The 20,222-nt window shown below is 71.3% G+C and carries 19 protein-coding genes; 15 read left to right on the top strand and 4 right to left on the bottom strand.

Going from position 1 to position 20,222, the window contains the following annotated elements:
* The first annotated feature begins 36 nt into the window (after nucleotides 1–36).
* Complete coding sequence (gene rpe / locus ACEN9J_RS17175; protein ID WP_057593315.1) at nucleotides 37–726, top strand: ribulose-phosphate 3-epimerase; 690 nt, start codon at nucleotides 37–39, stop codon at nucleotides 724–726.
* Nucleotides 727–745: 19 nt separating this feature from the next.
* On the opposite strand, the gene ACEN9J_RS17170 is transcribed toward rpe, so the two are convergent.
* The gene (locus ACEN9J_RS17170) at nucleotides 746–1,009 is read right to left on the bottom strand and encodes a hypothetical protein (protein WP_261209155.1); all 264 of its coding nucleotides are present in this window, start codon (nucleotides 1,007–1,009) and stop codon (nucleotides 746–748) included.
* 175 nt (nucleotides 1,010–1,184) lie between these two features.
* Between ACEN9J_RS17170 and ACEN9J_RS17165 the strand changes: the two genes are divergently transcribed.
* From ACEN9J_RS17165 to ACEN9J_RS17115, 11 genes are all read left to right on the top strand, one after another.
* A complete protein-coding gene (locus ACEN9J_RS17165; RefSeq protein ID WP_413761609.1) occupies nucleotides 1,185–2,171 on the top strand; it encodes a succinylglutamate desuccinylase/aspartoacylase family protein in 987 nt (328 codons plus the stop codon).
* 85 nt (nucleotides 2,172–2,256) lie between these two features.
* Nucleotides 2,257–3,159: a non-homologous end-joining DNA ligase gene (gene ligD / locus ACEN9J_RS17160; RefSeq protein ID WP_413761608.1), complete on the top strand. Its 903-nt coding sequence runs from the start codon at nucleotides 2,257–2,259 to the stop codon at nucleotides 3,157–3,159.
* A gap of 181 nt (nucleotides 3,160–3,340) precedes the next feature.
* Nucleotides 3,341–5,503: a thiamine pyrophosphate-dependent enzyme gene (locus tag ACEN9J_RS17155; protein ID WP_413761607.1), complete on the top strand. Its 2,163-nt coding sequence runs from the start codon at nucleotides 3,341–3,343 to the stop codon at nucleotides 5,501–5,503.
* Complete coding sequence (locus ACEN9J_RS17150) at nucleotides 5,500–7,062, top strand: indolepyruvate oxidoreductase subunit beta family protein (protein ID WP_413761606.1); 1,563 nt, start codon at nucleotides 5,500–5,502, stop codon at nucleotides 7,060–7,062. Before ACEN9J_RS17155 ends, ACEN9J_RS17150 begins: the two co-directional genes overlap by 4 nt.
* A 47-nt stretch (nucleotides 7,063–7,109) precedes the next feature.
* The gene (locus ACEN9J_RS17145) at nucleotides 7,110–8,282 is read left to right on the top strand and encodes an ABC transporter substrate-binding protein (RefSeq protein WP_261209135.1); all 1,173 of its coding nucleotides are present in this window, start codon (nucleotides 7,110–7,112) and stop codon (nucleotides 8,280–8,282) included.
* 25 nt (nucleotides 8,283–8,307) lie between these two features.
* On the top strand, nucleotides 8,308–9,510 hold the full coding sequence (locus ACEN9J_RS17140) for an alpha-hydroxy acid oxidase (protein WP_413761605.1): 1,203 nt from the start codon (nucleotides 8,308–8,310) through the stop codon (nucleotides 9,508–9,510).
* Nucleotides 9,503–10,375: a branched-chain amino acid ABC transporter permease gene (locus tag ACEN9J_RS17135; RefSeq protein ID WP_398498213.1), complete on the top strand. Its 873-nt coding sequence runs from the start codon at nucleotides 9,503–9,505 to the stop codon at nucleotides 10,373–10,375. Before ACEN9J_RS17140 ends, ACEN9J_RS17135 begins: the two co-directional genes overlap by 8 nt.
* Nucleotides 10,372–11,316, top strand: a complete 945-nt coding sequence (locus tag ACEN9J_RS17130) for a branched-chain amino acid ABC transporter permease (RefSeq protein WP_057593306.1) — start codon at nucleotides 10,372–10,374, stop codon at nucleotides 11,314–11,316. Before ACEN9J_RS17135 ends, ACEN9J_RS17130 begins: the two co-directional genes overlap by 4 nt.
* A 3-nt stretch (nucleotides 11,317–11,319) precedes the next feature.
* Nucleotides 11,320–12,081: an ABC transporter ATP-binding protein gene (locus ACEN9J_RS17125; protein WP_413761604.1), complete on the top strand. Its 762-nt coding sequence runs from the start codon at nucleotides 11,320–11,322 to the stop codon at nucleotides 12,079–12,081.
* The gene (locus tag ACEN9J_RS17120) at nucleotides 12,078–12,788 is read left to right on the top strand and encodes an ABC transporter ATP-binding protein (RefSeq protein ID WP_261209128.1); all 711 of its coding nucleotides are present in this window, start codon (nucleotides 12,078–12,080) and stop codon (nucleotides 12,786–12,788) included. Before ACEN9J_RS17125 ends, ACEN9J_RS17120 begins: the two co-directional genes overlap by 4 nt.
* Nucleotides 12,789–12,802: 14 nt before the next feature.
* On the top strand, nucleotides 12,803–13,897 hold the full coding sequence (locus ACEN9J_RS17115) for an enolase C-terminal domain-like protein (RefSeq protein ID WP_057593303.1): 1,095 nt from the start codon (nucleotides 12,803–12,805) through the stop codon (nucleotides 13,895–13,897).
* Nucleotides 13,898–13,900: 3 nt separating this feature from the next.
* On the opposite strand, the gene ACEN9J_RS17110 is transcribed toward ACEN9J_RS17115, so the two are convergent.
* Both ACEN9J_RS17110 and ACEN9J_RS17105 read right to left on the bottom strand, forming a co-directional pair.
* The gene (locus ACEN9J_RS17110; RefSeq protein ID WP_057593302.1) at nucleotides 13,901–14,797 is read right to left on the bottom strand and encodes a LysR family transcriptional regulator; all 897 of its coding nucleotides are present in this window, start codon (nucleotides 14,795–14,797) and stop codon (nucleotides 13,901–13,903) included.
* A 67-nt stretch (nucleotides 14,798–14,864) separates the two neighbouring features.
* The gene (locus ACEN9J_RS17105) at nucleotides 14,865–15,695 is read right to left on the bottom strand and encodes a transglutaminase-like domain-containing protein (protein ID WP_413761603.1); all 831 of its coding nucleotides are present in this window, start codon (nucleotides 15,693–15,695) and stop codon (nucleotides 14,865–14,867) included.
* A 291-nt stretch (nucleotides 15,696–15,986) separates the two neighbouring features.
* Here ACEN9J_RS17105 and ACEN9J_RS17100 point away from each other — a divergent pair, with 291 nt between their 5' ends.
* Nucleotides 15,987–16,136 carry a hypothetical protein gene (locus ACEN9J_RS17100; protein ID WP_172705381.1) on the top strand — a complete coding sequence of 50 codons (150 nt, stop codon included), beginning with the start codon at nucleotides 15,987–15,989 and terminating at the stop codon, nucleotides 16,134–16,136.
* 37 nt (nucleotides 16,137–16,173) lie between these two features.
* A complete protein-coding gene (katE, locus tag ACEN9J_RS17095; protein ID WP_057593300.1) occupies nucleotides 16,174–18,378 on the top strand; it encodes a catalase HPII in 2,205 nt (734 codons plus the stop codon).
* Nucleotides 18,379–18,384: 6 nt separating this feature from the next.
* Here katE and ACEN9J_RS17090 read toward each other — a convergent pair whose 3' ends face one another.
* A complete protein-coding gene (locus ACEN9J_RS17090) occupies nucleotides 18,385–19,275 on the bottom strand; it encodes a LysR family transcriptional regulator (protein WP_057593299.1) in 891 nt (296 codons plus the stop codon).
* A gap of 76 nt (nucleotides 19,276–19,351) precedes the next feature.
* Here ACEN9J_RS17090 and ACEN9J_RS17085 point away from each other — a divergent pair, with 76 nt between their 5' ends.
* Nucleotides 19,352–20,200, top strand: coding sequence for an HpcH/HpaI aldolase family protein (locus tag ACEN9J_RS17085; protein WP_261209098.1), 849 nt, complete (start codon nucleotides 19,352–19,354; stop codon nucleotides 20,198–20,200).
* The last annotated feature ends 22 nt before the right edge of the window (nucleotides 20,201–20,222 follow it).

Genomic DNA, 20,222 nt, shown 5'->3' with positions numbered 1-20,222 from the left:
CGCTGCGCCTTTGGCCGGCTGCGACAATCGCCGCCCATGACCTTCCGCATCGCCCCCTCCATCCTTTCCGCCGACTTCGCCCAGCTCGGCCAAGAGCTCTCGGACGTGATCGCCGCGGGCGCGGACTGGATCCATTTCGACGTGATGGACAACCACTACGTGCCGAACCTGACCTTCGGTCCGATGATCTGCCAGGCGCTCAAGCCGCATGCCAAGACGGCCGACGGCACGCCGGTGCCGATCGACGTGCACCTGATGGTGCAGCCGGTCGACGCGCTCGCGGCCTCGTTCGCGCAGGCCGGGGCCGACTACATCAGCTTTCATCCCGACGCCACGCCGCACGTGCACCGCAGCATCCAGGCGATCCGCGCGGCCGGCTGCAAGCCGGGGGTGGTGTTCAACCCGGCGCGCGGGCTCGAGGTGCTCGACTGGGTCATCGACGACATCGACCTGATCCTGATCATGAGCGTCAACCCCGGCTTCGGCGGCCAGAGCTTCATCGACTCGGCGCTGCGCAAGATCGAGCAGGCGCGCAAGCGCATCGAGCAGAGCGGGCGCGACATCCGCCTCGAGGTCGACGGCGGCATCAAGGCCGACAACATCGCGCGCGTGGCCTCGGCCGGCGCCGACACCTTCGTGGCCGGCAGCGCGATCTTCAACGCCAAGGACTACGGCGCCGTGATCTCGCAGATGCGCACGCAGCTCGCGGGCGTGGCCGCCGCCTGAGCGGCCGCGGGCCTTCGACTCAGCGCCTGGACTGCTCGCCGACCTTGTCGGCGCGCAGCCCCTGGTCGGTGTCGACCAGGCCGCGTTCCACGTCGTCATGCGCGCGGCGGCCACGTTCGGTCGGCTTGCCGTCGCGGGTCTGCTGGCTGTCCGAGGACTGGTCGTGCTCGTGCGGCAGCCGCGGCGACGACTCGCCGCCCTGTTCGACCTTGGTCTTGCCACCGCCCGCATCCTGCTGCGGATCGGCGGGCTGCTTGCGGGGCGCGGTGTTGTCCTTGGCCATGGAGAATCCCTTCGGTCGTTGATCGACATCCAGCTTGCGCGGCCACCCGCGGGCACCTGGTAGGACAGTCCAGGGGGCCGCTGTAGGCTTCTGCTTTCCACGTTGCCGCGAGGATCGACGCTATGAAAAGAGGAGCATCTTTGCGCCCGTCATGGCGCCTCCCCATAATCCCCGCATGGCTTCCTCTCCCTTCGACGCCGTCGCGCACGACAGCATCCGTCTCCACGCCTTCGCCTCCCTGAACCCCGGTCCCCGGCTGCTCGTGATGGGCGGCGTGCATGGCGACGAGACCAGCGGCACCGCCGGCATCGAGCGGGTGCTGGCCGAATTCGCGGCGGGCGAGCTCGCGCTCTTGCGCGGCGAGCCCACGCTGGTGCCGGTGGCCAATCCGCTGGCGCGCCGGCGGTTGCAGCGCGAGGGCGAGCGCAACCTCAACCGGCTGTTCAAGCCCGCGGCCGAGCCGGCCGACTACGAGGCCCGCGTGACCAACGTGCTGGCGCCCGTGATCGCGCGCCACGAGGTGCTGCTCGACCTGCATTCGTTCCAGAGCGCGGGCGAGGCCTTCGCGATGATCGGCCCGCGCGACAACACCGGCACCCTCGAGCCCTTCGCGCGCGCCGCCGAGGAAGGCCGGCTGGCGCTGCACCTGGGCACGCCGATCGTGGTCGAGGGCTGGCTCGACATCTATGCCGCCGGCCTCGCGCAGCGCGGCGCCGCGGTCGACGAGGCCGCCATCGACTTCGGCCGCGGCACCAACGAATACATCCGCGGCTGCGGCGGCTACGGCGTCACGCTCGAATGCGGCCAGCACCAGGATCCGCAGGCGCCCGAGGTGGCCTGGCGCGCGATCCGCCGCACCTTGGCGCTGCTGGGCATGGCGGCGCTGCCGCCGGGCCTGTCGGCCGGGCCCGACGTGCCGCCGCGCCTGCTGCGCCTGGCCAGCGTGACCGACCGGCTGCATGCCGACGACCGCTTCGCGCGCGACTGGGCCACCTTCGATCCCGTGCGCCGCGGCGAGCTCATCGGCACGCGGCACGACGGCACGCCCGTGACCGCGCCCGACGACGGCTGCATCGTGTTCCCCAATGCGCTCGCGCTGCCGGACACCGAGTGGTTCTATTTCGCGCGGCCCAGCGAACGGCGGCTCGACGGCACGGCCTGAGCGCGAGGAATACACGGCGCGCCGTCGCGTTCCTACATCCGCGGCCCCGGGCGAGCACGAACATGGCGGACCAAGGAAACGAACCATGGCCGCCGACCGCCAGCCATCCACGCCGCGCATCACCCATGCCGACCGCCTCGTCGACGCGAAGAGCGGCATCGTCAAGGGCGAGCTCGCCGCCTACTACGCGCGCGTCGCGCCGCTGATGCTGCCCCACCTGCGCGGCCGGCCGGTGGCGCTGGTGCGCGCGCCCGACGGCATCGCGGGCGAGCTGTTCTTCCAGAAGCATGCGCAGCACGGCGAGATGGCCGGCGTGGGTCTGCTCGACCCGGCGCTCGATCCCGGCCACGCGCCGCTGCTGCAGATCGACACGGCCGAGGGACTGCTCGGCGCGGCGCAGTTCAACGTGGTGGAGTTCCACACCTGGAATGCGCTCTCGCGCGCCTTCGCCCAGCCCGATCGCATGACCTTCGACCTCGACCCCGGCGAGGGCGTCGAATGGCCGCGCATGCAGGAGGCCGCGCTGCTGGTGCGCACCCTGCTCGACGAGCTCGGGCTGCCGTCCTTCCTCAAGACCAGCGGCGGCAAGGGCCTGCACGTGGTGGTGCCGATCCGGCGCGCGCACGGCTGGGACGAGGTCAAGGGCTTCTCGCAGGCCATCGTGCAGCAGCTCGCGCGCAGCGTGCCCGAGCGCATCGTCGCCAAGAGCGGGCCGCGCAACCGCGTCGGAAAAATCTTCGCCGATTACCTGCGCAACGGCTTCGGCGCCACCACCATCAGCGCCTGGTCGGCGCGCGCGCGGCCGGGCCTGGGCGTGTCGGTGCCGCTGGACTGGGACGAGCTGTTCGAGGTCGACAGCGCCGACCACTGGACCGTGGCGACCATCGCTGAGCGGCTCGACATCGGCAACGCGCCCTGGGCCGCGATGGAGCGCAGCCGCAAGGGGCTCGGCGACGCGATGCGCAGGCTCGGTTACCTGGTGAACTGAACGCTCTCGTCCTGCGCGGACGGCTGGCCGCGATCGCGCTACATCACATCGAATTCATCGATGTGTAACTCCCATTCCATCGATTGGGCAAATAAGCGGGTACTCCTAAAGTCTCCGTCCACGAGCCACCCACGATGAAATGCGGCGCTTCCCGCGGCGCCGGCCGGAGACAAAGAACACCATGGAGCGATCCTTCGCCGAAGAAGTCAAGCGCCTCTCGCTGGGCGCGAACGAGGAATTCCACGGCGAGGGCATCCTGGCCGTCACCAAGGCCCTGCTGCAATCGGGCGTGAGCTACATCGGCGGCTACCAGGGCGCGCCGGTCTCGCACCTGATCGACGTGCTCGGCGATGCGCGCGAGCTACTCGACGAGCTCGGCATCTACTTCGAGAACAGCGCCTCCGAGGCCGGCGCGGCCGCGATGCTCGGCGCCTCCATCAACTACCCGGTGCGCGGCGCCGTCACGTGGAAGTCCACGGTCGGCACCAACGTCGCGTCCGATGCGCTGTCCAACCTCGCCTCGGCCGGCGTGCAGGGCGGCGCGCTGGTGATCCTCGGCGAGGATTACGGCGAGGGCTCGAGCATCATCCAGGAGCGCACCCATGCCTTCGCGATGAAGTCGCAGATGTGGCTGCTCGATCCGCGGCCCAACCTGGGCTCGATCGTCGACGCGGTGGAGCAGGGCTTCGAGCTGTCCGAGGCGAGCCAGACGCCCGTCATGCTGCAGCTGCGCATCCGCGCCTGCCACGTGCACGGCAGCTTCGTCTGCAAGGACAACCGCGCGCCGGCCATCTCCACGCGCGAGGCCATTTCGCAGCCGCGCTTCGACTTCGCCAACATCAACCTGCCGCCCTCGATCTACGCGCAGGAGCGCATGAAGATCGAATCGCGCTGGCCGGCCGCGCTGGCCTACATCCGCGACGCGCGGCTCAACGAGCGCTTCGACGGCGACTGCGCCGACGTCGGCCTGGTGCTGCCGGGCGGCCTCTACAACGGCACCCTGCGCGCGCTGCAGCAGCTCGGCCTGGCCGATGCCTTCGGCAACAGCCGCATTCCGCTGCAGGTGCTCAACGTGGTCTACCCGATGGTGCCCGACGAGCTCGTCGATTTCTGCCGCGGCAAGCGTGCGGTGCTGATGGTGGAAGAGGGCCAGCCCAACTACATGGAGGACGCGCTGCACGCGATGCTGCGCAAGGCCGGCTGCGACACGCGGCTGCACGGCAAGGACATCTTCCCGATGGCCGGCGAGTACACCGGCGAGGTGCTGGTGCGCGGCCTGGCCGAGTTCATCCGCCAGGCGCGGCCCGAAGCGCTCGGCGACCAGGGCGCCATGCGGGTGGCCGACAGCGCCGCGCCGCTGGCCGCGCTCAAGCCGCGCGCGGTCGAGGCGCTGGGCGTGCCCGTGCCGAGCCGGCCGCCGGGCTTCTGCATCGGCTGTCCCGAGCGCCCGGTGTTCGCCGCCATCAAGCTGATGCAGAAGGAACTCGGCAGCGTGCACGTCAGCGCCGACATCGGCTGCCACACCTTCGGCACCCTGCCGCCGTTCAACACCGGCAGCACGGTGCTCGGCTACGGCCTGGGCCTCGCGAGCTCCTCGGGCATCGCACCGCTGATGGGCAACCGGGTCGTCAGCATCATGGGCGACGGCGGCTTCTGGCACAACGGCTTCACCAGCGGCGTGGTCAACGCGGTCTATAACGGCCAGGACTCGGTGCTCGTGATCCTGAAGAACGGCTACACCTCGGCCACCGGCACGCAGGCCATTCCCTCCTCGCCCACGCAGCCCGCGGCCAAGCCGCTGACCTTGGACATCGAGGCCGCGCTCAAGGGCGTGGGCGTGGGCTGGGTGCGCAAGGTGCGCAGCTACAGCGTGGCCGAGATGCGCGACACGCTGCAGGAGGCGATGACCACCGAGGAGGGCGGCCTCAAGGTCATCATCGCCGACGGCGAATGCCAGCTCGAGCGCCAGCGCCGCATCAAGCCCGTCACGGCCGCGAAGCTCAAGCGCGGCGAGCGCGTGGTGCGCACGCGCTTCGGCATCGACGACGACGTCTGCACCGGCGACCACTCGTGCATCCGGCTGTCGGGCTGCCCCTCGCTCACCATCAAGCCCAACCCGAGCGCGCTGCGCACCGATCCCGTGGCCACCGTCAACCAGGGCTGCGTGGGCTGCGGCCTGTGCGGCGAGAACGCGCACGCCGCCATCCTCTGCCCCTCGTTCTACAAGGCCGAGATCGTGCAGAACGCCGGCACCTGGGAGCGCCTGCTGCACCGGCTGCGCAGCGGCGTCATCGGCCTCATGGCCGGCAAGGCGCGCGACCGCGCGGAGGCACTGGCGGCATGAACGACACCCCCTTCGAAGACGCACCGCGCATCGTGACCGTGCTGGTCGCCGCCATGGGCGGCGAGGGCGGCGGCGTGCTGGCCGACTGGCTGATCGCCGCGGCCACGGCCCAGGGCTTCCCGGTGCAGAGCACCTCGGTGCCCGGCGTGGCGCAGCGCACCGGCGCCACCAACTACTACATCGAGATCTACCCGGCCGAGGCCGCGCGGCTCGGCGGCGCGCGCCCGGTGTTCTCGCTCACGCCGAGCCCGGGCGACGTCGACATCGTCGCCGCCTCCGAGCTGATGGAGGCGGGGCGCGTGCTGCAGGGCGGCTTCGTGCATCCGCGGCGCACCACGCTCGTGGCCTCGACGCACCGCGAGTTCGCGGTGGCCGAGAAGTCCGCCATGGGCGACGGCCGCTACGACGGCCGGCGCGTGAGCGAGGCCGCGCGCGAGCTCGCGCGGCACAGCCACCTGTTCGACATGCGCGCGCTGGCCTGGCGCCACGGCACGGTGATCAACACCGTGATGTTCGGCGCCATGGCCGGCAGCGGCGCGCTGCCGTTCTCGCGCGAGGCCTGCGAGCAGGCGATCCGCGCCTCGGGCAAGGCGGTGGAGGCCAGCCTCAAGGGCTTCGCGGCGGGCTTCGAGCAGGTGACGCGTCCCGCGCCGGATGCCGCCGCCAGTGCCGCCGCGGCGGCGCCGCGCGCGCCCGTCGACCCGCGCATCGCCGCCATGCCCGAGCCGCTGCACGAACTGCTGGGCCACGGCCTGCAGCAGGTGCTCGACTACCAGGACGCGCGCTACGGCGCGCTCTACCTGCAGCGCGTCGACGCGGTGCTCGCGCTCGAGCGGAACTTCGGCGGCGAGCTGCCCGTGACGCGCGAGACCGCGCGTTATCTCGCGCTGTGGATGAGCTACGAGGACGTGATCCGCGTGGCCGACCTCAAGACGCGCGGCGAGCGGCTGCAACGCGTGCGCGAGGAAGTGGGCGCGCGCCAGGGCGAGCCGCTGCGGCTGACCGAATACCTGAAGCCGGGCCTCGACGAAGTCTGTTCGCTGCTGCCGCCGCGCGCCTCGGCCTGGCTGCGCCGGCGGCTGGCCCACAAGGCGCACCGGCTCAACGTGGGCCTGCACATGCGCACCGACACCGTGCTGGGATTCGCCATGCTGTGCAGCCTGCGCTCGCTGCGCGTGCTGCGCCGCGCCGGCGCGCGCTACGCGATCGAGCAGGCCATGATCGCGCGCTGGCTCGACACCGTGCGCGCCGCGCTCGCGCTGAGTCCGCGCCTGGCCTACGAGATCGCGCTGTGCGGCAACCTGGTCAAGGGCTACGGCGAGACCAGCGAGCGCGGCCACCGCAACCTCGGCGCGGTGCTCGACGACATGCAGGCCCGGTTCGCCGCGCCCCCCGGCGATGCCGCCGCGCTCGCCCTGGCGGCCGAGCGCGTGCGCGCCGCGCGCGAAGCCGCGCTGGCCGACCCCGAGGGCCGCACCCTGGCGCGCGCGCTGGGCCTGCCGCCGCCCGCGCCGCGCGTCCACCCCATCCACATCGTGCGGCGAAAGCCGGCGCGCTGAGGGCCCGCATCCCTTCCCCCCAGAGAACGACGACAGGAGACAAGACGATGAGAAACAGCAAGACTTCCACCTCCCTCGGCCGCCGCGCCGTCAACGCGCTGCTGGCCGGCGCCCTGCTGCTGCCGCTGGCCGCGCAGGTCCATGCGGCCGGGCCGATCAAGATCGGCGCCGTGGTCTCGGCCACTGGTCCGGCCTCCTTCCTCGGCGATCCGCAGCAGAAGACGCTCGAGATGTACGTGCGCAAGATCAACGCGGCCGGCGGCGTGCTCGGCCGCAAGCTCGAGCTGGTGCTCTACGACGACGCCAGCGACGCGAACAAGGCCAATGCCTTCACGCGCCGCCTGATCATGCAGGACGAGGTCGACGCGATCCTCGGCGCCTCCACCACCGGCTCGACCATGGCGATGGTGCCGCAGGCCGAGGCCGCGAAGATGCCGCTGATCTCGCTGGCCGCCGCCTCGGTCATCGTCGAGCCGGTCAAGCCCTACGTCTTCAAGATGCCGCACTCCGACCGCATGGCGGCCGAGAAGGTGCTCGGCGAGATGAAGAAGCGCGGCTTCACGCAGTTCGCGCTGCTGTCGGACACCGGCGGCTTCGGCAAGTCGGGCCGCACCGAGACGCTCAAGCTCGCCGAGACGCTGGGCCTGAAGGTGGTGGAGGACCAGACCTACGGCGAGAAGGACACCGACGTCACGCCGCAGCTCACGCGCATCAAGTCCTCGGGCGCGCAGGCCGTGTTCGTGTTCGGCACCGGCCAGGCGCCGGCCATCATCGCGCGCAACCACCAGCAGCTCGCGATGAAGCAGCCGCTGTACACCTCGCACGGCCAGGCCTCGACCGAGTTCATCCGCATCGCGGGCAAGTCCTCCGAAGGCATCCGCATGCCTTCGCCCGCGCTGCTGATCGCCCAGGCGCTGCCCGATGCCGATCCGCAGAAGAAGGTCAGCGTGTCGTATGCCAAGGACTACGAGTCGACCGCGAAGATGGACGTGTCGACCTTCGGCGGCTACGCGCACGACGCGCTGTACCTGCTGATCGACGCGATCCAGCGCGCCGGCGGCACCGACAAGCAGAAGCTGCGCGACGCCATCGAGGCCACCAAGGACTTCGTCGGCGTGAGCGGCATCTACCGCATGTCGGCCACCGACCACATGGGCCTGGACGTGTCCGCGTTCCGCATGGTGGAGATCAAGGACGGCAAGTTCGTGGAAGTCCGTTGAGTTCGCGCGCATCGACGGAGAGCGCATGAATCTCAATGCGAACGATCGCCGCCGGCAGGCGCGCCGGCGGTTGCCGCGCTTCGTCTTCGACTACGTCGACGGCGGCGCGGAGACCGAGGACTGCCTGCGGCGCAACGAGGCCGACCTGGCCGCGCTGCACCTGGTGCCGACCGCGCTGCGCGACACCCGCCATGCCGACCCCGGCATCACGGTGTTCGGCCGGCGCTGGGCCGCACCGCTGGGCGTGGCGCCCGTGGGCTTCTCGGGCCTGGTGCGCCCGCATGGCGACACCCTGCTGGCCTGCGCGGCCGCGGCCACCGGCGTGCCGCACGTGCTGTCGACGCCATCGAACGACCGGCTCGAGGCGGTGCGCGAGGCCGCGCTGCGGCGCGACCCCGAGGCGCTGCAATGGATGCAGCTCTACGTGATGGGCGATCGCGCCATCGCCGAGCAGCTGGTGCGCCGCGCGCGCGCCGCCGGCTATTCGGCGCTGGTGCTGACGGTCGACGCGGCCGTGAGCGGCTTGCGCGAGCGCGACGTGCGCAACGGCTTTCGGCTGCCGTTCCGCTTCACGCCCTCGACCCTGCTCGACCTCGCGCTGCATCCGCGCTGGTCGCTCGCGATGGCGATGCAGGGCCGCTCGCCCTCGTTCGTCAACCTGGCCGAGGCCGACGACGGCGCCACCTCGCCTCAGCTGCAGGCCGCGCTGCTGTCGCGCACCATGGACCGCACCCTGGCCTGGGAGCACCTGGCCTGGCTGCGCCGGCTGTGGGACGGCCCGCTGCTGGTCAAGGGCCTGCTGCATCCGGGCGATGCCGCGCTGGCCGTGCGCCACGGCGCCGACGGCATCGTGGTGTCGAACCACGGCGGCCGCCAGCTCGACGCGGCGCCCTCGACCATCTCGGTGCTGCCGCGCATGGTCGATGCCGTGGCCGGGCGCATCCCGGTGTTCGTCGACGGTGGTTTCCGCCGCGGCAGCGACGTGGTCAAGGCGCTGGCCGCCGGCGCCACCGCGGCCTTCGTCGGCCGCGCCGCGGTCTGGGGCATGGCCTGCGACGGCGAGGCGGGCGCGCGCGGCGTGCTGGCCGGCCTGGTCGACGACATCGCCCGCACCCTGGTGCTGCTGGGCGCCGACCGCGTGGACGAGGTCGCGCCCCATCACCTGCTCGCCAACCTTCCCTTTCCCGGCAGCGCCGGGCTTTCCCACGCCGGAGCACGCCATGGCTGACTTCATGCAATTCGTCTTCTCGGGACTCACCACCGGCGCGATCTACGCGCTGGCCGCGCTGGGCTTCTCGCTGATCTACAACGCCAGCGGCGTCATCAACTTCGCGCAGGGCGACTTCCTCATGCTCGGCGCCATGATCACGGCCGCGCTGCTCGGCGCCAGCCTGCCTTACGGCGTGGCGGTGGCCGGCGGCGTGCTCGCCACGGTGGTGGCGGGCCTGCTGCTGTACCGGCTGGCGATCAAGCCCGCGGGCGAGGCCAGCGTGGTGTCGCTGATCATCATCACCATCGGCGCCTCGATCTTCATCCAGGGCGTGGTGCAGATCGTGCTCGGCAAGAACCAGCAGACCCTGCCGGCCTTCAGCGGCGACGCGGCGCTGTCGATCCTCGGCGCCTACGTGCTGCCGCAGAGCCTGTGGGTGCTGGGCACGGCCGCGCTGCTGGTGGCGCTGTGCTTCGCCTTCTTCCGCTTCACCATGGTGGGCAAGGCGATGCTCGCGGTGGCGGCCAATGCGCTGGCCGCGCGCGCGGTCGGCATCCCGACCTCGCGCGTGCTGCAGCTCTCGTTCGGCCTCTCGGCGCTGCTGGGCGCCGTGGCCGGCGTGGTGGCCGCGCCGATCACCACCACGGTCTACGACATCGGCCTGATGCTGGGCATGAAGGGCTTCGTCGCGGCCACGCTGGGCGGGCTCGGCAGCGCGGGCGGCGCGGTGGTCGGCGGCCTCATCGTCGGCCTGCTCGAGGCGCTGATGGCGGGCTATGTCTCCTCGGCCTACAAGGACGCCGTGCCCTTCGTGCTGATCGTGTTCATCCTGCTGGTCATGCCGCACGGCCTGTTCGGCAGCAAGGCAGCGGAGCGCGTATGAAGGCGTCCTCGCGGGCGCTGCTGCGTCCCTCCCTGCTGCTGCTGGCCCTGGTGTTGGCGCTGCTGCCGCTGGCCATGCCCAACAACTACGTGATCGACGTCGCGGTGCGCATCGCGCTGGCGGCCATCGCCGCCATCGGGCTCAACCTGCTGATGGGCTTCGCGGGCCAGATCAGCATCGGCCACGCGGCCTTCGTCGCCATCGGCGCCTACGGCAGCGGCATCGTGACGGCGCGCTTCGGCTGGCCCGCGCTGCCGGCCATCTGCGCCGCGGCCGTGGGCGCGGCGCTGGTGGCCTGGCTGATCGCCAAGCCGATCCTGCGCCTCAAGGGCCATTCGCTGACCATGGCCACGCTCGGGCTGGGGGTGATCGTCAACATCGTGCTGATCAACGAGGTCGACTGGACCGGCGGCCCCGACGGCATGCCGGTGCCGCCGCTGGCGGTGGCCGGCTTCGCCTTCGCCAAGGTGCTGCACTGGTACGCGCTGGCGGCGGTGCTGCTGTGGCTCGCGGTGCTGCTGTCGCTCAACCTCTACGAATCGCCGGCCGGGCGCGCGCTGCGCGGCCTCAACGGCTCCGAGGTGGCGGCGCGCGTGATGGGCGTGGACGTGGCGCGCTTCAAGGTGCGCGCCTTCGTGGTGTCGGCCGTGTTCGCCGCGGTCTCGGGCAGCCTCACGGCGCACTACCTGGGCTTCATCAGCCCCTCGCTGGCGGCCTTCACGCATTCGGTGGAGCTCGCGACCATGGTGGTGTTGGGCGGCATGGCCTCGACCTTCGGCGCGCTGCTCGGCGCCGCGCTGCTGACCGCGCTGCCGCAGCTGCTGGGCGGCCTGCACGGCTACGAGATGGTGTTCTTCGGCCTGGTGCTGATGCTCACCATGATGTTCCTGCCCAAGGGGCTGGTGCCCACGCTCGCGCTGCGGCTGCGCAGGAAGGGCTGAGCCATGCTCGAAGTGAAGAACCTCAGCAAGTCCTTCGGCGGCGTGCACGCCATGCAGGACGTGAGCTTCAGCGTGCGCGCCGGCTCGGTGCATTCGGTGATCGGGCCCAACGGCGCCGGCAAGACCACGCTGTTCAACCTGATCAGCGGCGTCTACGAGCCCACGCGCGGCGAGATCCTGCTCGACGGCGAGAACGTGGCGGGCATGGCGCCCGACCGGCTCGCGCGGCGCGGCATGAGCCGCACCTTCCAGAACCTGCAGGTGTGCATGAACATGACCGCCTGCGAGAACGTGATGCTCGGCGCGCACCTGCACACGCGCAGCTCGCTGCTGGGCGGAATGACCGGCGCCACGCGCCGTGCCGACGCCGCGCTGCGCGAGGAGGCGCTGCGGCTGATCGACTACGTGGGCGTGGGCCGCCATGCGCATGCCCATGCCACGCAGCTCTCGTTCGGCCTGCTCAAGCGGCTGGAGATCGCGCGCGCTCTCGCGAGCCGGCCGCGCCTGCTGCTGCTCGACGAGCCGGCCGCGGGCCTCAACGACACCGAGACCCACGAGATCACCGAACTGATCCGCAGCATCGCCGCCTCGGGCGTGACGGTGCTGCTGGTGGAACACGACATGAAGCTGGTGATGAACATCTCCGACCACCTGCTGGTGCTCGACTACGGCCGCAAGCTCGCCGAGGGCACCGCCACCGAGGTGCGCGCCAACCCGCAGGTGATCGCGGCCTACCTCGGCACCGAGGCGGAGGCGTCGGCATGAGCGATGTCGCACTGGAAGTCAGCGGCCTGCGCGCCGGCTACGGCCGCATCGAGGCGCTGCACGGCATCGACCTGCGGGTCGGCGCGGGTGAACTGGTGGCGCTGGTCGGCGCCAATGGCGCGGGCAAGACCACGCTGTTGCGCGCGGTCTCGGGCCTGATCCGCGGCAGCGTCGGCAGCGTGCGCCTGTTCGGCCGCGAGATCGCGCGCGACAGCGCCGACGCGCGCGTGCGCGCCGGCCTGGCGCAGGTGCTCGAGGGCCGGCAGGTGTTCGGCCCGCTGTCGGTGCAGGACAACCTGCTGCTGGGCGGCTACACGCGCGCCGAGCGCCGCGCGCAGCGGCTGGACGAGATGTACGCGCTGTTCCCGGTGCTCGGCGAGAAGCGCCTGCTGGCGGCCGGCACGCTGTCGGGCGGCCAGCAGCAGATGCTGGCGATCGCGCGCGCGCTGATGTGCGAGCCGCGCATGCTGCTGCTCGACGAGCCCTCGATGGGGCTGGCGCCGCTGCTGGTGAAGGAGATCTTCGGCGTCATCGCGCGGCTGAAGTCGCGCGGCATCCCGATCCTGCTGGTGGAGCAGAACGCGCATGCCGCCCTCTCGGTGGCCGATCGCGGCTACGTGCTCGAGACCGGCGCCATCGCGCTCGGCGGACCGGCCGCGCAACTGCTCGGCGACGAGCGCGTGAAGGCCGCCTACCTGGGCCTGTGAGGAACGACGCACGCATGAACTCCATCCCCGATACCGGCCTGCGCGTGGCCGACGTGCAGGCGCGCTGCGTCAACGTGCCGCTCGAGCATCCGGTGCGCACCAGCGTGGGCGTGGTGGCGACCGCGCCGCTGGTGCTGGTCGACCTGCACGCCGACGACGGCACCGTCGGCCATGCCTACCTGTTCACCTACACGCCGCTCGCGTTGCGCGCCACCCGGCGCATGGTGCTGACCCTGGGCAGCGTGCTCAAGGACCAGCCGCTCGCGCCCTTCGACCTCGACCGGCTGCTGGCGCAGCGGCTGCGCCTTTTGGGCCGCACCGGCATTGCGCTGATGGCCGGCGCCGGGCTGGACATGGCGGCCTGGGACGCGCTGGCCAGGGCGCGCGGCGTGCCGCTGGTCGAGCTCTTGGGCGGCACGCGCCGCGCCATCGCCGCCTACGACAGCCACAGCATGGACGGCCTCGCGCTCGGCACGAAGCGCGCCGCGCTCGCGGCGGCGCAGGGCTTTCGCGCCATCAAGACCAAGATCGGCCATGCCACGCTGGCGGAGGATCTCGAGGTGGTGCGCGCGCTGCGCGCCGTCGTCGGCGACCGTGTCGAGCTGCTGGTGGACTACAACCAGGGCCTGAGCGTGCCCGAGGCGGTGCGCCGCATCCGCGCGCTCGAGGACGAGGGCGTCGGCTGGGTCGAAGAGCCCACCTTGCAGGAGGACTACGCGGGCCATGCTCGCATCCGCGAGCGCGTGGCGCTGCCGCTGCAGATGGGCGAGAACTGGTGCGGCCCCGAGGAGATGGCCAAGGCGCTGCAGGCCGGTGCTTGCGACCTCGCGATGCCCGACGCGATGAAGATCGGCGGCGTGACCGGCTGGCTGCGCGCCGCCGCGCTGGCGCAGGCGCACGGCGTGCCGATGTCGAGCCACATCTTCCAGGAGGTCAGCGTGCACCTGATGGCGGTGACGCCGACGGCCCACCTGCTCGAGCGCATGGACCTGGCGGCGCCGGTGCTGGCGCGGCCGCTGGCCTTCGAGGACGGCATGGCGACCGCGCCGGCCGAGCCCGGCACCGGCATCGCGTGGAACGAGGAGGCCGTCAGGCGCTGCCTCGTGTGAGGTTCAGAGCTTGCCGAGCGTGCGCACGATCTCGTCGACCAGCCAGCGGTGCGCCGCGCTGTACTCGTGGCGCGCATGCCAGTGCGCCTGCACCTGGAAGTCGGGCAGCGCCAGCGGCAGCGGCAGCGCCTTGAGCCCGCCCTGGCGCACGTAGAGGTCGGCCACGCGCGAGGGCAGCAGCACCAGCAGGTCGCTCTGCGACAGCAGCTGCGGCAGCACGGTGAACTGCGGCACGCGCGCCACGATGTTGCGGTTGATGCCGCGCTCGGCCAGCATGTCCTCGATCAGGAAGTGGCCCGAGCGCGGCGACGACACCATCACGTGGCGCGCCGCCGAGAAGGCCGCGAGGCTCATGCGCTCGCCGATGCTCGGATGGCTGGCCGACATCAGGCACACGTAGTGCTCGCGGAACAGCAGCGCGCCGTGCATCGGCGAACCCAGCGCGGGGATGTTGCCGACCGCCATGTCCAGGCGCCCGGTCGACAGCTCCTCGCCCAGCGTGTCGGAGATCTGCGCGATCTCGATCTCGATGCGCGGCGCCACCTCCTGGAAGCGGCGCAGCAGCGGCGGCACGAAGTACAAAACGCCGATGTCCGACATCGCGAGCCGGAAGCGCCGCGTCGAGCGCAGCGGATCGAAGCTGGCGTTCTGCTCGAGCGTGCCCTCGACCATGGTCAGCGCCTCGCGAAAGCGCTGGAACAACTGCTCGGCCATGCCCGTGGGCACCAGGCCGTCGCTGCCGCGCGAGAACAGCCGGTCGAGGTAGACCTTGCGCAGTTTCGCGAGCGCGTAGCTCACGGTCGACTGCGTGACGTCGAGCCGCTCGGCCGCATGGGTCACGCTGCGGGTTTCGTAGATCGCGACGAACACGCGGACGAGGTTGAGGTCGAGGTGGCTCATGCGCGGCTTGCGGTTCGTGGGGCGGCGCCTGAATGTGCCACAAGGCGGGCCCCGCGGGCCGCCGGCGCTAGCGCTCTTCTTCCGTCGTCACGTCGAAGCGCGCCAGCGTGTGCGCGCCGAACATCATCGTGATCGGCACGTCGGCCGCGTCGCGCCCGCGCGCCACCGTCACGCGGCCGATGCGGCGCTGGTTGTGGCGCGCGTCGAAGGTGTGCCAGCGGTCGCCGAGGTAGACCTCGAACCAGGCGCTGAAGTCCATCGGCGAGCGCACCGGCGGCACGCCGATGTCGCCGAGGTAGCCGGTGACGTAGCGCGCCGGGATGTTCATGCAGCGGCACAGCGTGATCGCCAGGTGCGCGAAGTCGCGGCACACGCCGGTGCCCTCGCGCAGGCCCTGCGCGGCGGTGCGCGTGGCGCGTGCGCTCGCGTAGTCGAAGCGCAGGTGGCCGTGCACGAAGTCCGAGATCGCCTGCACGCGCGACCAGCCCGGCGCCACGCCGCCGAAGCGGTCCCAGGCGAACTGCAGCAGCTCGCTGTCGACCTCGCAGTAGCGGCTGGGCAGCAGGAAGGCCAGCGTCTCCACCGGCAGCGCGGCGGGGGCGTGCTCGACGGCGTCGCGCTCCACCGGGTCGGGCGTGCCGGGGTCGGCGATCACGGCCTGGTTGCGCAGCCGCACGTTCGTCACGCCCGCGGGGATCTGCACGCGCGCGCAGGCGTTGCCGAAAGCGTCGAAGTAGTGGTCGGTGAACAGCGGCGGCTCGAGCGTGAGCTGCTCGCCGCCGCCGCGCAGGTCCGCCACGCGCGAGGGATGGACCTGCAGCATGTAGACCAGCGCGGTGGGCGCGATGGGGGCCGTGGCGAGCGCGAGCTCGATGTCGAAGCCGATCCGGATGAGCATGGGTTCTTTCGCGGGGGAGATTCCCCGACACCCATCTTGGGGTCGAAGACATGCGCGCGCGCGGGGCCAACGCGCGCATCGCTCGTAGTCCGTCGCGCTGTCGGCGTCTTCCTACCGCAGCGGCGTCCGCTCTCCCACAGACGGGGGCGGGGCGCCACTACGGGTTTCGCGCGGTGCGACCCCTACGCTCGGTCTCCGCCCGTATCGAAGCCAGGCAGGGAGAGGTCGCAAGTCCTGGCCAGAGCGATCCATATCGCACGGGCGCGTTCAACCGGTCCGCTGGAGGGAATCATGGAGTTTTCGTCGCTGTTCGACTCGTTCGCCACCCATTGGGGCGACGAGATCCTGATCTGGTCCGTTGCCGCCGTCGCCGGCTGCATCTGCCTGGTCGCATTGGTGAATGTGCTGGACATGCTTCTCGACAACGGCGGCGCCGGATGAGCCTGAGCTCCTTCCAAGACACCCAGAAAGCCCCTCGATGACGCCACAGAACAAGGCCGCCGCCCGGCGCGCCAAGCCCGCCAAGACTTCCAGAGCGGGGGACGCCAGCGATGCCAAGCAGCAGCAGCTCGAGGGCTTCACGCTCGACCACGGGGCCGAGCTGACGACCAATCAGGGCCTGCGGATTCCCGACAACCACAACTCGCTGAAGGCCGGACGGCGCGGACCCACGCTGCTCGAGGACTTCATCCTGCGCGAGAAGATCACGCACTTCGACCACGAGCGCATCCCCGAGCGCGTGGTGCATGCGCGCGGCGAGGCGGCCCACGGCTACTTCCAGGTCTACAAGTCGATGTCGCAGTTCACCAGCGCCGACTTCCTGCAGGACCCCGATGCGAAGACGCCTGTGTTCGTGCGCTTCTCCACCGTGGCCGGTTCGCGCGGCTCGGCCGACACCGTGCGCGACGTGCGCGGCTTCGCCGTCAAGTTCTACACCCGCGAGGGCAACTACGACCTCGTGGGCAACAACGTGCCGGTGTTCTTCATCCAGGACGCGATGAAGTTCCCCGACCTGATCCATGCCGTGAAGCCCGAGCCGCACCACGAGATGCCGCAGGCCGCGAGCGCGCACGACACCTTCTGGGACTTCGCCTCGCTGATGCCCGAGACCACCCACATGCTGATGTGGGCCATGAGCGACCGCGCGATCCCGCGCAGCCTGCGCATGATGGAAGGCTTCGGCGTCCACACCTTCCGCCTCGTCAACGCACGCGGCGAGAGCCACTTCGTGAAGTTCCACTGGAAGCCCAAGCTCGGCATCCACGGCCTGGCCTGGGACGAGGCGCAGAAGATCGCGGGCAAGGACCCCGACTTCCACCGCCGCGACCTCTGGGAGGCGATCGAGAACGGCGACTTCCCCGAATGGGAGCTCGGCGTGCAGATGATTCCCGAGGGCAAGGAGGGCACGCTGGGCTTCGACCTGCTCGACCCCACCAAGCTGATCCCCGAGGAGATGGTGCCGGTGCAGAAGATCGGCCGCATGGTGCTCAACCGCAACCCCGACAACTTCTTCGCCGAGACCGAGCAGGTGGCGTTCCACCCGGGCCACCTGGTGCCGGGCATCGACTTCACCAACGACCCGCTGCTGCAGGGGCGGCTGTTCTCGTACACCGACACGCAGATCTCGCGGCTGGGCGGCGCCAACTTCCACGAGCTGCCGATCAACAAGGGCGTGTGCCCGTTCCACAACTTCCAGCGCGACGGCATGCACCGCCAGACCATCGCGCGCGGCCAGGTCGCCTACGAGCCCAACACGCTGGGCTCGGGCGCCGAGTTCCGCGTGGACGGCGACAGCGCCGGCTTCCAGAGCTATCCCGACGCCGACTACGAGGCGCCCAAGCTGCGCCGCCGCAGCCACACCTTCGACGACCACTTCACGCAGGCGCGCCTGTTCTTCGAGAGCCAGAGCGCGCCCGAGAAGGAGCACATCGTCGCGGCCTTCCGCTTCGAGCTGTCGAAGGTGGAGGTGCCGGCGATCCGCCAGCGCATGGTCGACAACCTCGCGCACGTCGACGAGAAGCTGGCGCGCCGCGTGGCCGAGCCGCTGGGCATCGGCGAGCCCGATGCGCGCGCGGCCGCCGGGCGCGCGGGCTTCCGCGAGCACCGCATCCACCTGCCGATCGAGGAATCGCCCGCGCTCAGCATGGCGGGCACCGGCGACGGCTCGATCCGCACGCGCAAGGTCGCGATCCTGGTGGCCGACGGCATCGACTCGGCCTCGCTCAAGCCGATCCGCGAGGCGCTCGAACAGGCCGGCGCCCAATGCAAGGTCGTGGGCCCGCGCCTGGGTTCGGTGGTCAGCGGCTCCAAGCGCCAGGTCGACACCGACGCCACCTTCGCCAACATGCCCTCGGTGATGTTCGACGCGGTGCTGGTGCCCGCGGGCGCCGAGGGTGCGCGCGCCCTGGCCGCCAGCGGCGACGCGGTGCACTTCGTGCTCGAGGCCTTCAAGCACTGCAAGGCCGTGTGCACGGTGGGCGAGGGCGTGCAACTGCTGTCCACCCTGGGCATCGCCGCCGACACGCCGGCCGACAGCCTGCCGCCGGGCGTGGTGGTGGCGGCCACGCCGGTCACCAACCTCGGCGACACCAGCGCCGCGCAGCAGATCGCGCAGGACTTCGTCGCCGCGATCGCGAAGCACCGGCACTGGGACCGGCCGAACATCGACGCCGTGCCGGCCTGAGCCCGCTCAGACCCGTGCCGAACGCCGCAGCTGCTTGAGCAGCAGGCCCAGGTACGGGTTCGGGTCGGCCTCGCGGTAGCCCAGGTGCAGCGCCGACACGGCGCTCTTCTCGCGCAGCCGCTGGTAGACCACGCCCTCGAGCCGGATCGACTCGGTGCCGCTGGGCACGATCGCGAGGCCCACGCCGGCCGACACCAGGCCGACGATGGTCGAGGCGTCGCGCGCCTCCTGCACCATGCGCGGGCGGAAGCCCGCCTTCGAACACAGCTCCTGCACCTTCCAGTACAGCCCGATGCCCGAATGGCGCGGGTAGAGGATCAGCGGCTCGTCGCGCAGGTCGGCGATGCGCACCGGCGCCCGGCTCAGCGGGTGCGTGGCCGGCACCGCCACCATCAGCGGCGCCTGGTACCAGGCCTCGATCGCGATGCCCGCGGGGATCGGCACGTTGGGATGGCGCAGGATGCCGAGGTCGAGCTCGTGGCCGTGCACCGCGTCGAGCTGGTCGAGCGAGGTCATCTCGTGCAGCGCCAGCGCGATGCGCGGATGCGCGGCCTGGAACTCGCGGATCGCGGCCGGCAGCGTGGCCGACAGCATCGACGAGGCGGTGTAGCCCAGCGCGATCTTGCCGATGCCGCCCGTCGCCGCGTCGCGCGCCTCGCCCTTGGCCGATTCCACCGAGGCGAGGATCGCCTGCGCGCGCTCGAGGAAGTGGCGCCCGGCCTGCGTGAGGTGCACGCGGCGCTTGTCGCGGTCGAGCAGGCGCACCTGCAGCTCCTCCTCGAGCAGGCGGATCTGCGTGCTCAGCGGTGGCTGCGCCATGTGCAGCCGCTGTGCCGCGCGCGTGAAGTTCAGCTCCTCCGCCACCGCCACGAAATAGCGCAGATGCCGTAGTTCCATCGATATCTCCTGCGTATGGGAATCTGTGAGCAATCAGTATTTCCAAATATAAGGCCGACTGCCTACAGTCGCCGCCATGGAGACAAGAGACACCCCTTCGCCGGCCTCCGCCGGCAGCACCAGCCCCGTGATGCAGCGGCTCGCGCGCCGCCAGTGGGTGGCCGCGCTCGGCGTGCGCCATGCGCGCGGCGCCGAGATCGCGCGGCTGGCCAAGGCCAGCGGCCACCATGCGATCTGGGTCGACCTCGAGCACAGCGCGATGCCGATCGACGCGGCCGGCGCCATCTGCGCCACCGCGCTCGACATCGGCCTGGTGCCCTTCGTGCGCGTGCCCGAACGCGAATACGGCGTGATCGGCCGGCTGCTCGACGCGGGCGCGGCCGGCATCATCGTGCCGCGCGTGGAAACGGCCGAACAGGCGGCCGACGCGGTCGCGGCCTGCCGCTTTCCGCCCGAGGGCCATCGCTCGGCCATCGCCGCGCTGCCCGCCTTCGGCTATCGCCGGCTGCCCGCCGCCGAACTGCGCGAACGCGCCAACCGCTCGACCGTGGTCAAGCTGCTGATCGAGAGCCCGCGCGGCATCGAGAACATCGAAGCCATCGCGCGCGTGCCGGGCGTGGACCTGCTGGCGATCGGCAGCAACGACCTCGGCGCCGAGATGAACCTCGCGGGCGGCCCCGCCGTGCATCCGCGGCTGCGCGAGGCGCACGACGCGGCCCTCGCGGCCTGCGCGCGCGCCGGCAAGCCGCTGGCCATCGGCGGCGTGGCCGACATCGCCTACGTGGCCGACTGCATCCGCCGCGGCGCCGCGCCCTTCCTCATGACCGGCATCGACACCGACCTGCTGCTCGCCGTGCTGCACGAGCGCGTGGCGCAGGCGCTCGATTCGGTGCGGCCGCTCGACGGCGCCGTGCTGCTCGACTGAGCTTCTTCACATATTCGATCCG

The organism is Variovorax sp. Varisp41 (genome assembly GCF_047325085.1).
GTDB lineage: Bacteria > Pseudomonadota > Gammaproteobacteria > Burkholderiales > Burkholderiaceae_C > Variovorax.
Note: the sequence above shows the minus strand (reverse complement) of the source record. Positions and strands in the feature narration are given on the sequence as shown.

What these genes read in the sequence shown, in the direction of transcription:
- rpe (WP_057593315.1), top strand. Translation starts at nt 37, where the DNA reads ATGACCTTCCGCATCGCCCCCTCCATCCTTTCCGCCGACTTCGCCCAG.
- ACEN9J_RS17170 (WP_261209155.1), bottom strand. Translation starts at nt 1,009, where the DNA reads ATGGCCAAGGACAACACCGCGCCCCGCAAGCAGCCCGCCGATCCGCAG.
- ACEN9J_RS17165 (WP_413761609.1), top strand. Translation starts at nt 1,185, where the DNA reads ATGGCTTCCTCTCCCTTCGACGCCGTCGCGCACGACAGCATCCGTCTC.
- ligD (WP_413761608.1), top strand. Translation starts at nt 2,257, where the DNA reads ATGGCCGCCGACCGCCAGCCATCCACGCCGCGCATCACCCATGCCGAC.
- ACEN9J_RS17155 (WP_413761607.1), top strand. Translation starts at nt 3,341, where the DNA reads ATGGAGCGATCCTTCGCCGAAGAAGTCAAGCGCCTCTCGCTGGGCGCG.
- ACEN9J_RS17150 (WP_413761606.1), top strand. Translation starts at nt 5,500, where the DNA reads ATGAACGACACCCCCTTCGAAGACGCACCGCGCATCGTGACCGTGCTG.
- ACEN9J_RS17145 (WP_261209135.1), top strand. Translation starts at nt 7,110, where the DNA reads ATGAGAAACAGCAAGACTTCCACCTCCCTCGGCCGCCGCGCCGTCAAC.
- ACEN9J_RS17140 (WP_413761605.1), top strand. Translation starts at nt 8,308, where the DNA reads ATGAATCTCAATGCGAACGATCGCCGCCGGCAGGCGCGCCGGCGGTTG.
- ACEN9J_RS17135 (WP_398498213.1), top strand. Translation starts at nt 9,503, where the DNA reads ATGGCTGACTTCATGCAATTCGTCTTCTCGGGACTCACCACCGGCGCG.
- ACEN9J_RS17130 (WP_057593306.1), top strand. Translation starts at nt 10,372, where the DNA reads ATGAAGGCGTCCTCGCGGGCGCTGCTGCGTCCCTCCCTGCTGCTGCTG.
- ACEN9J_RS17125 (WP_413761604.1), top strand. Translation starts at nt 11,320, where the DNA reads ATGCTCGAAGTGAAGAACCTCAGCAAGTCCTTCGGCGGCGTGCACGCC.
- ACEN9J_RS17120 (WP_261209128.1), top strand. Translation starts at nt 12,078, where the DNA reads ATGAGCGATGTCGCACTGGAAGTCAGCGGCCTGCGCGCCGGCTACGGC.
- ACEN9J_RS17115 (WP_057593303.1), top strand. Translation starts at nt 12,803, where the DNA reads ATGAACTCCATCCCCGATACCGGCCTGCGCGTGGCCGACGTGCAGGCG.
- ACEN9J_RS17110 (WP_057593302.1), bottom strand. Translation starts at nt 14,797, where the DNA reads ATGAGCCACCTCGACCTCAACCTCGTCCGCGTGTTCGTCGCGATCTAC.
- ACEN9J_RS17105 (WP_413761603.1), bottom strand. Translation starts at nt 15,695, where the DNA reads ATGCTCATCCGGATCGGCTTCGACATCGAGCTCGCGCTCGCCACGGCC.
- ACEN9J_RS17100 (WP_172705381.1), top strand. Translation starts at nt 15,987, where the DNA reads ATGGAGTTTTCGTCGCTGTTCGACTCGTTCGCCACCCATTGGGGCGAC.
- katE (WP_057593300.1), top strand. Translation starts at nt 16,174, where the DNA reads ATGACGCCACAGAACAAGGCCGCCGCCCGGCGCGCCAAGCCCGCCAAG.
- ACEN9J_RS17090 (WP_057593299.1), bottom strand. Translation starts at nt 19,275, where the DNA reads ATGGAACTACGGCATCTGCGCTATTTCGTGGCGGTGGCGGAGGAGCTG.
- ACEN9J_RS17085 (WP_261209098.1), top strand. Translation starts at nt 19,352, where the DNA reads ATGGAGACAAGAGACACCCCTTCGCCGGCCTCCGCCGGCAGCACCAGC.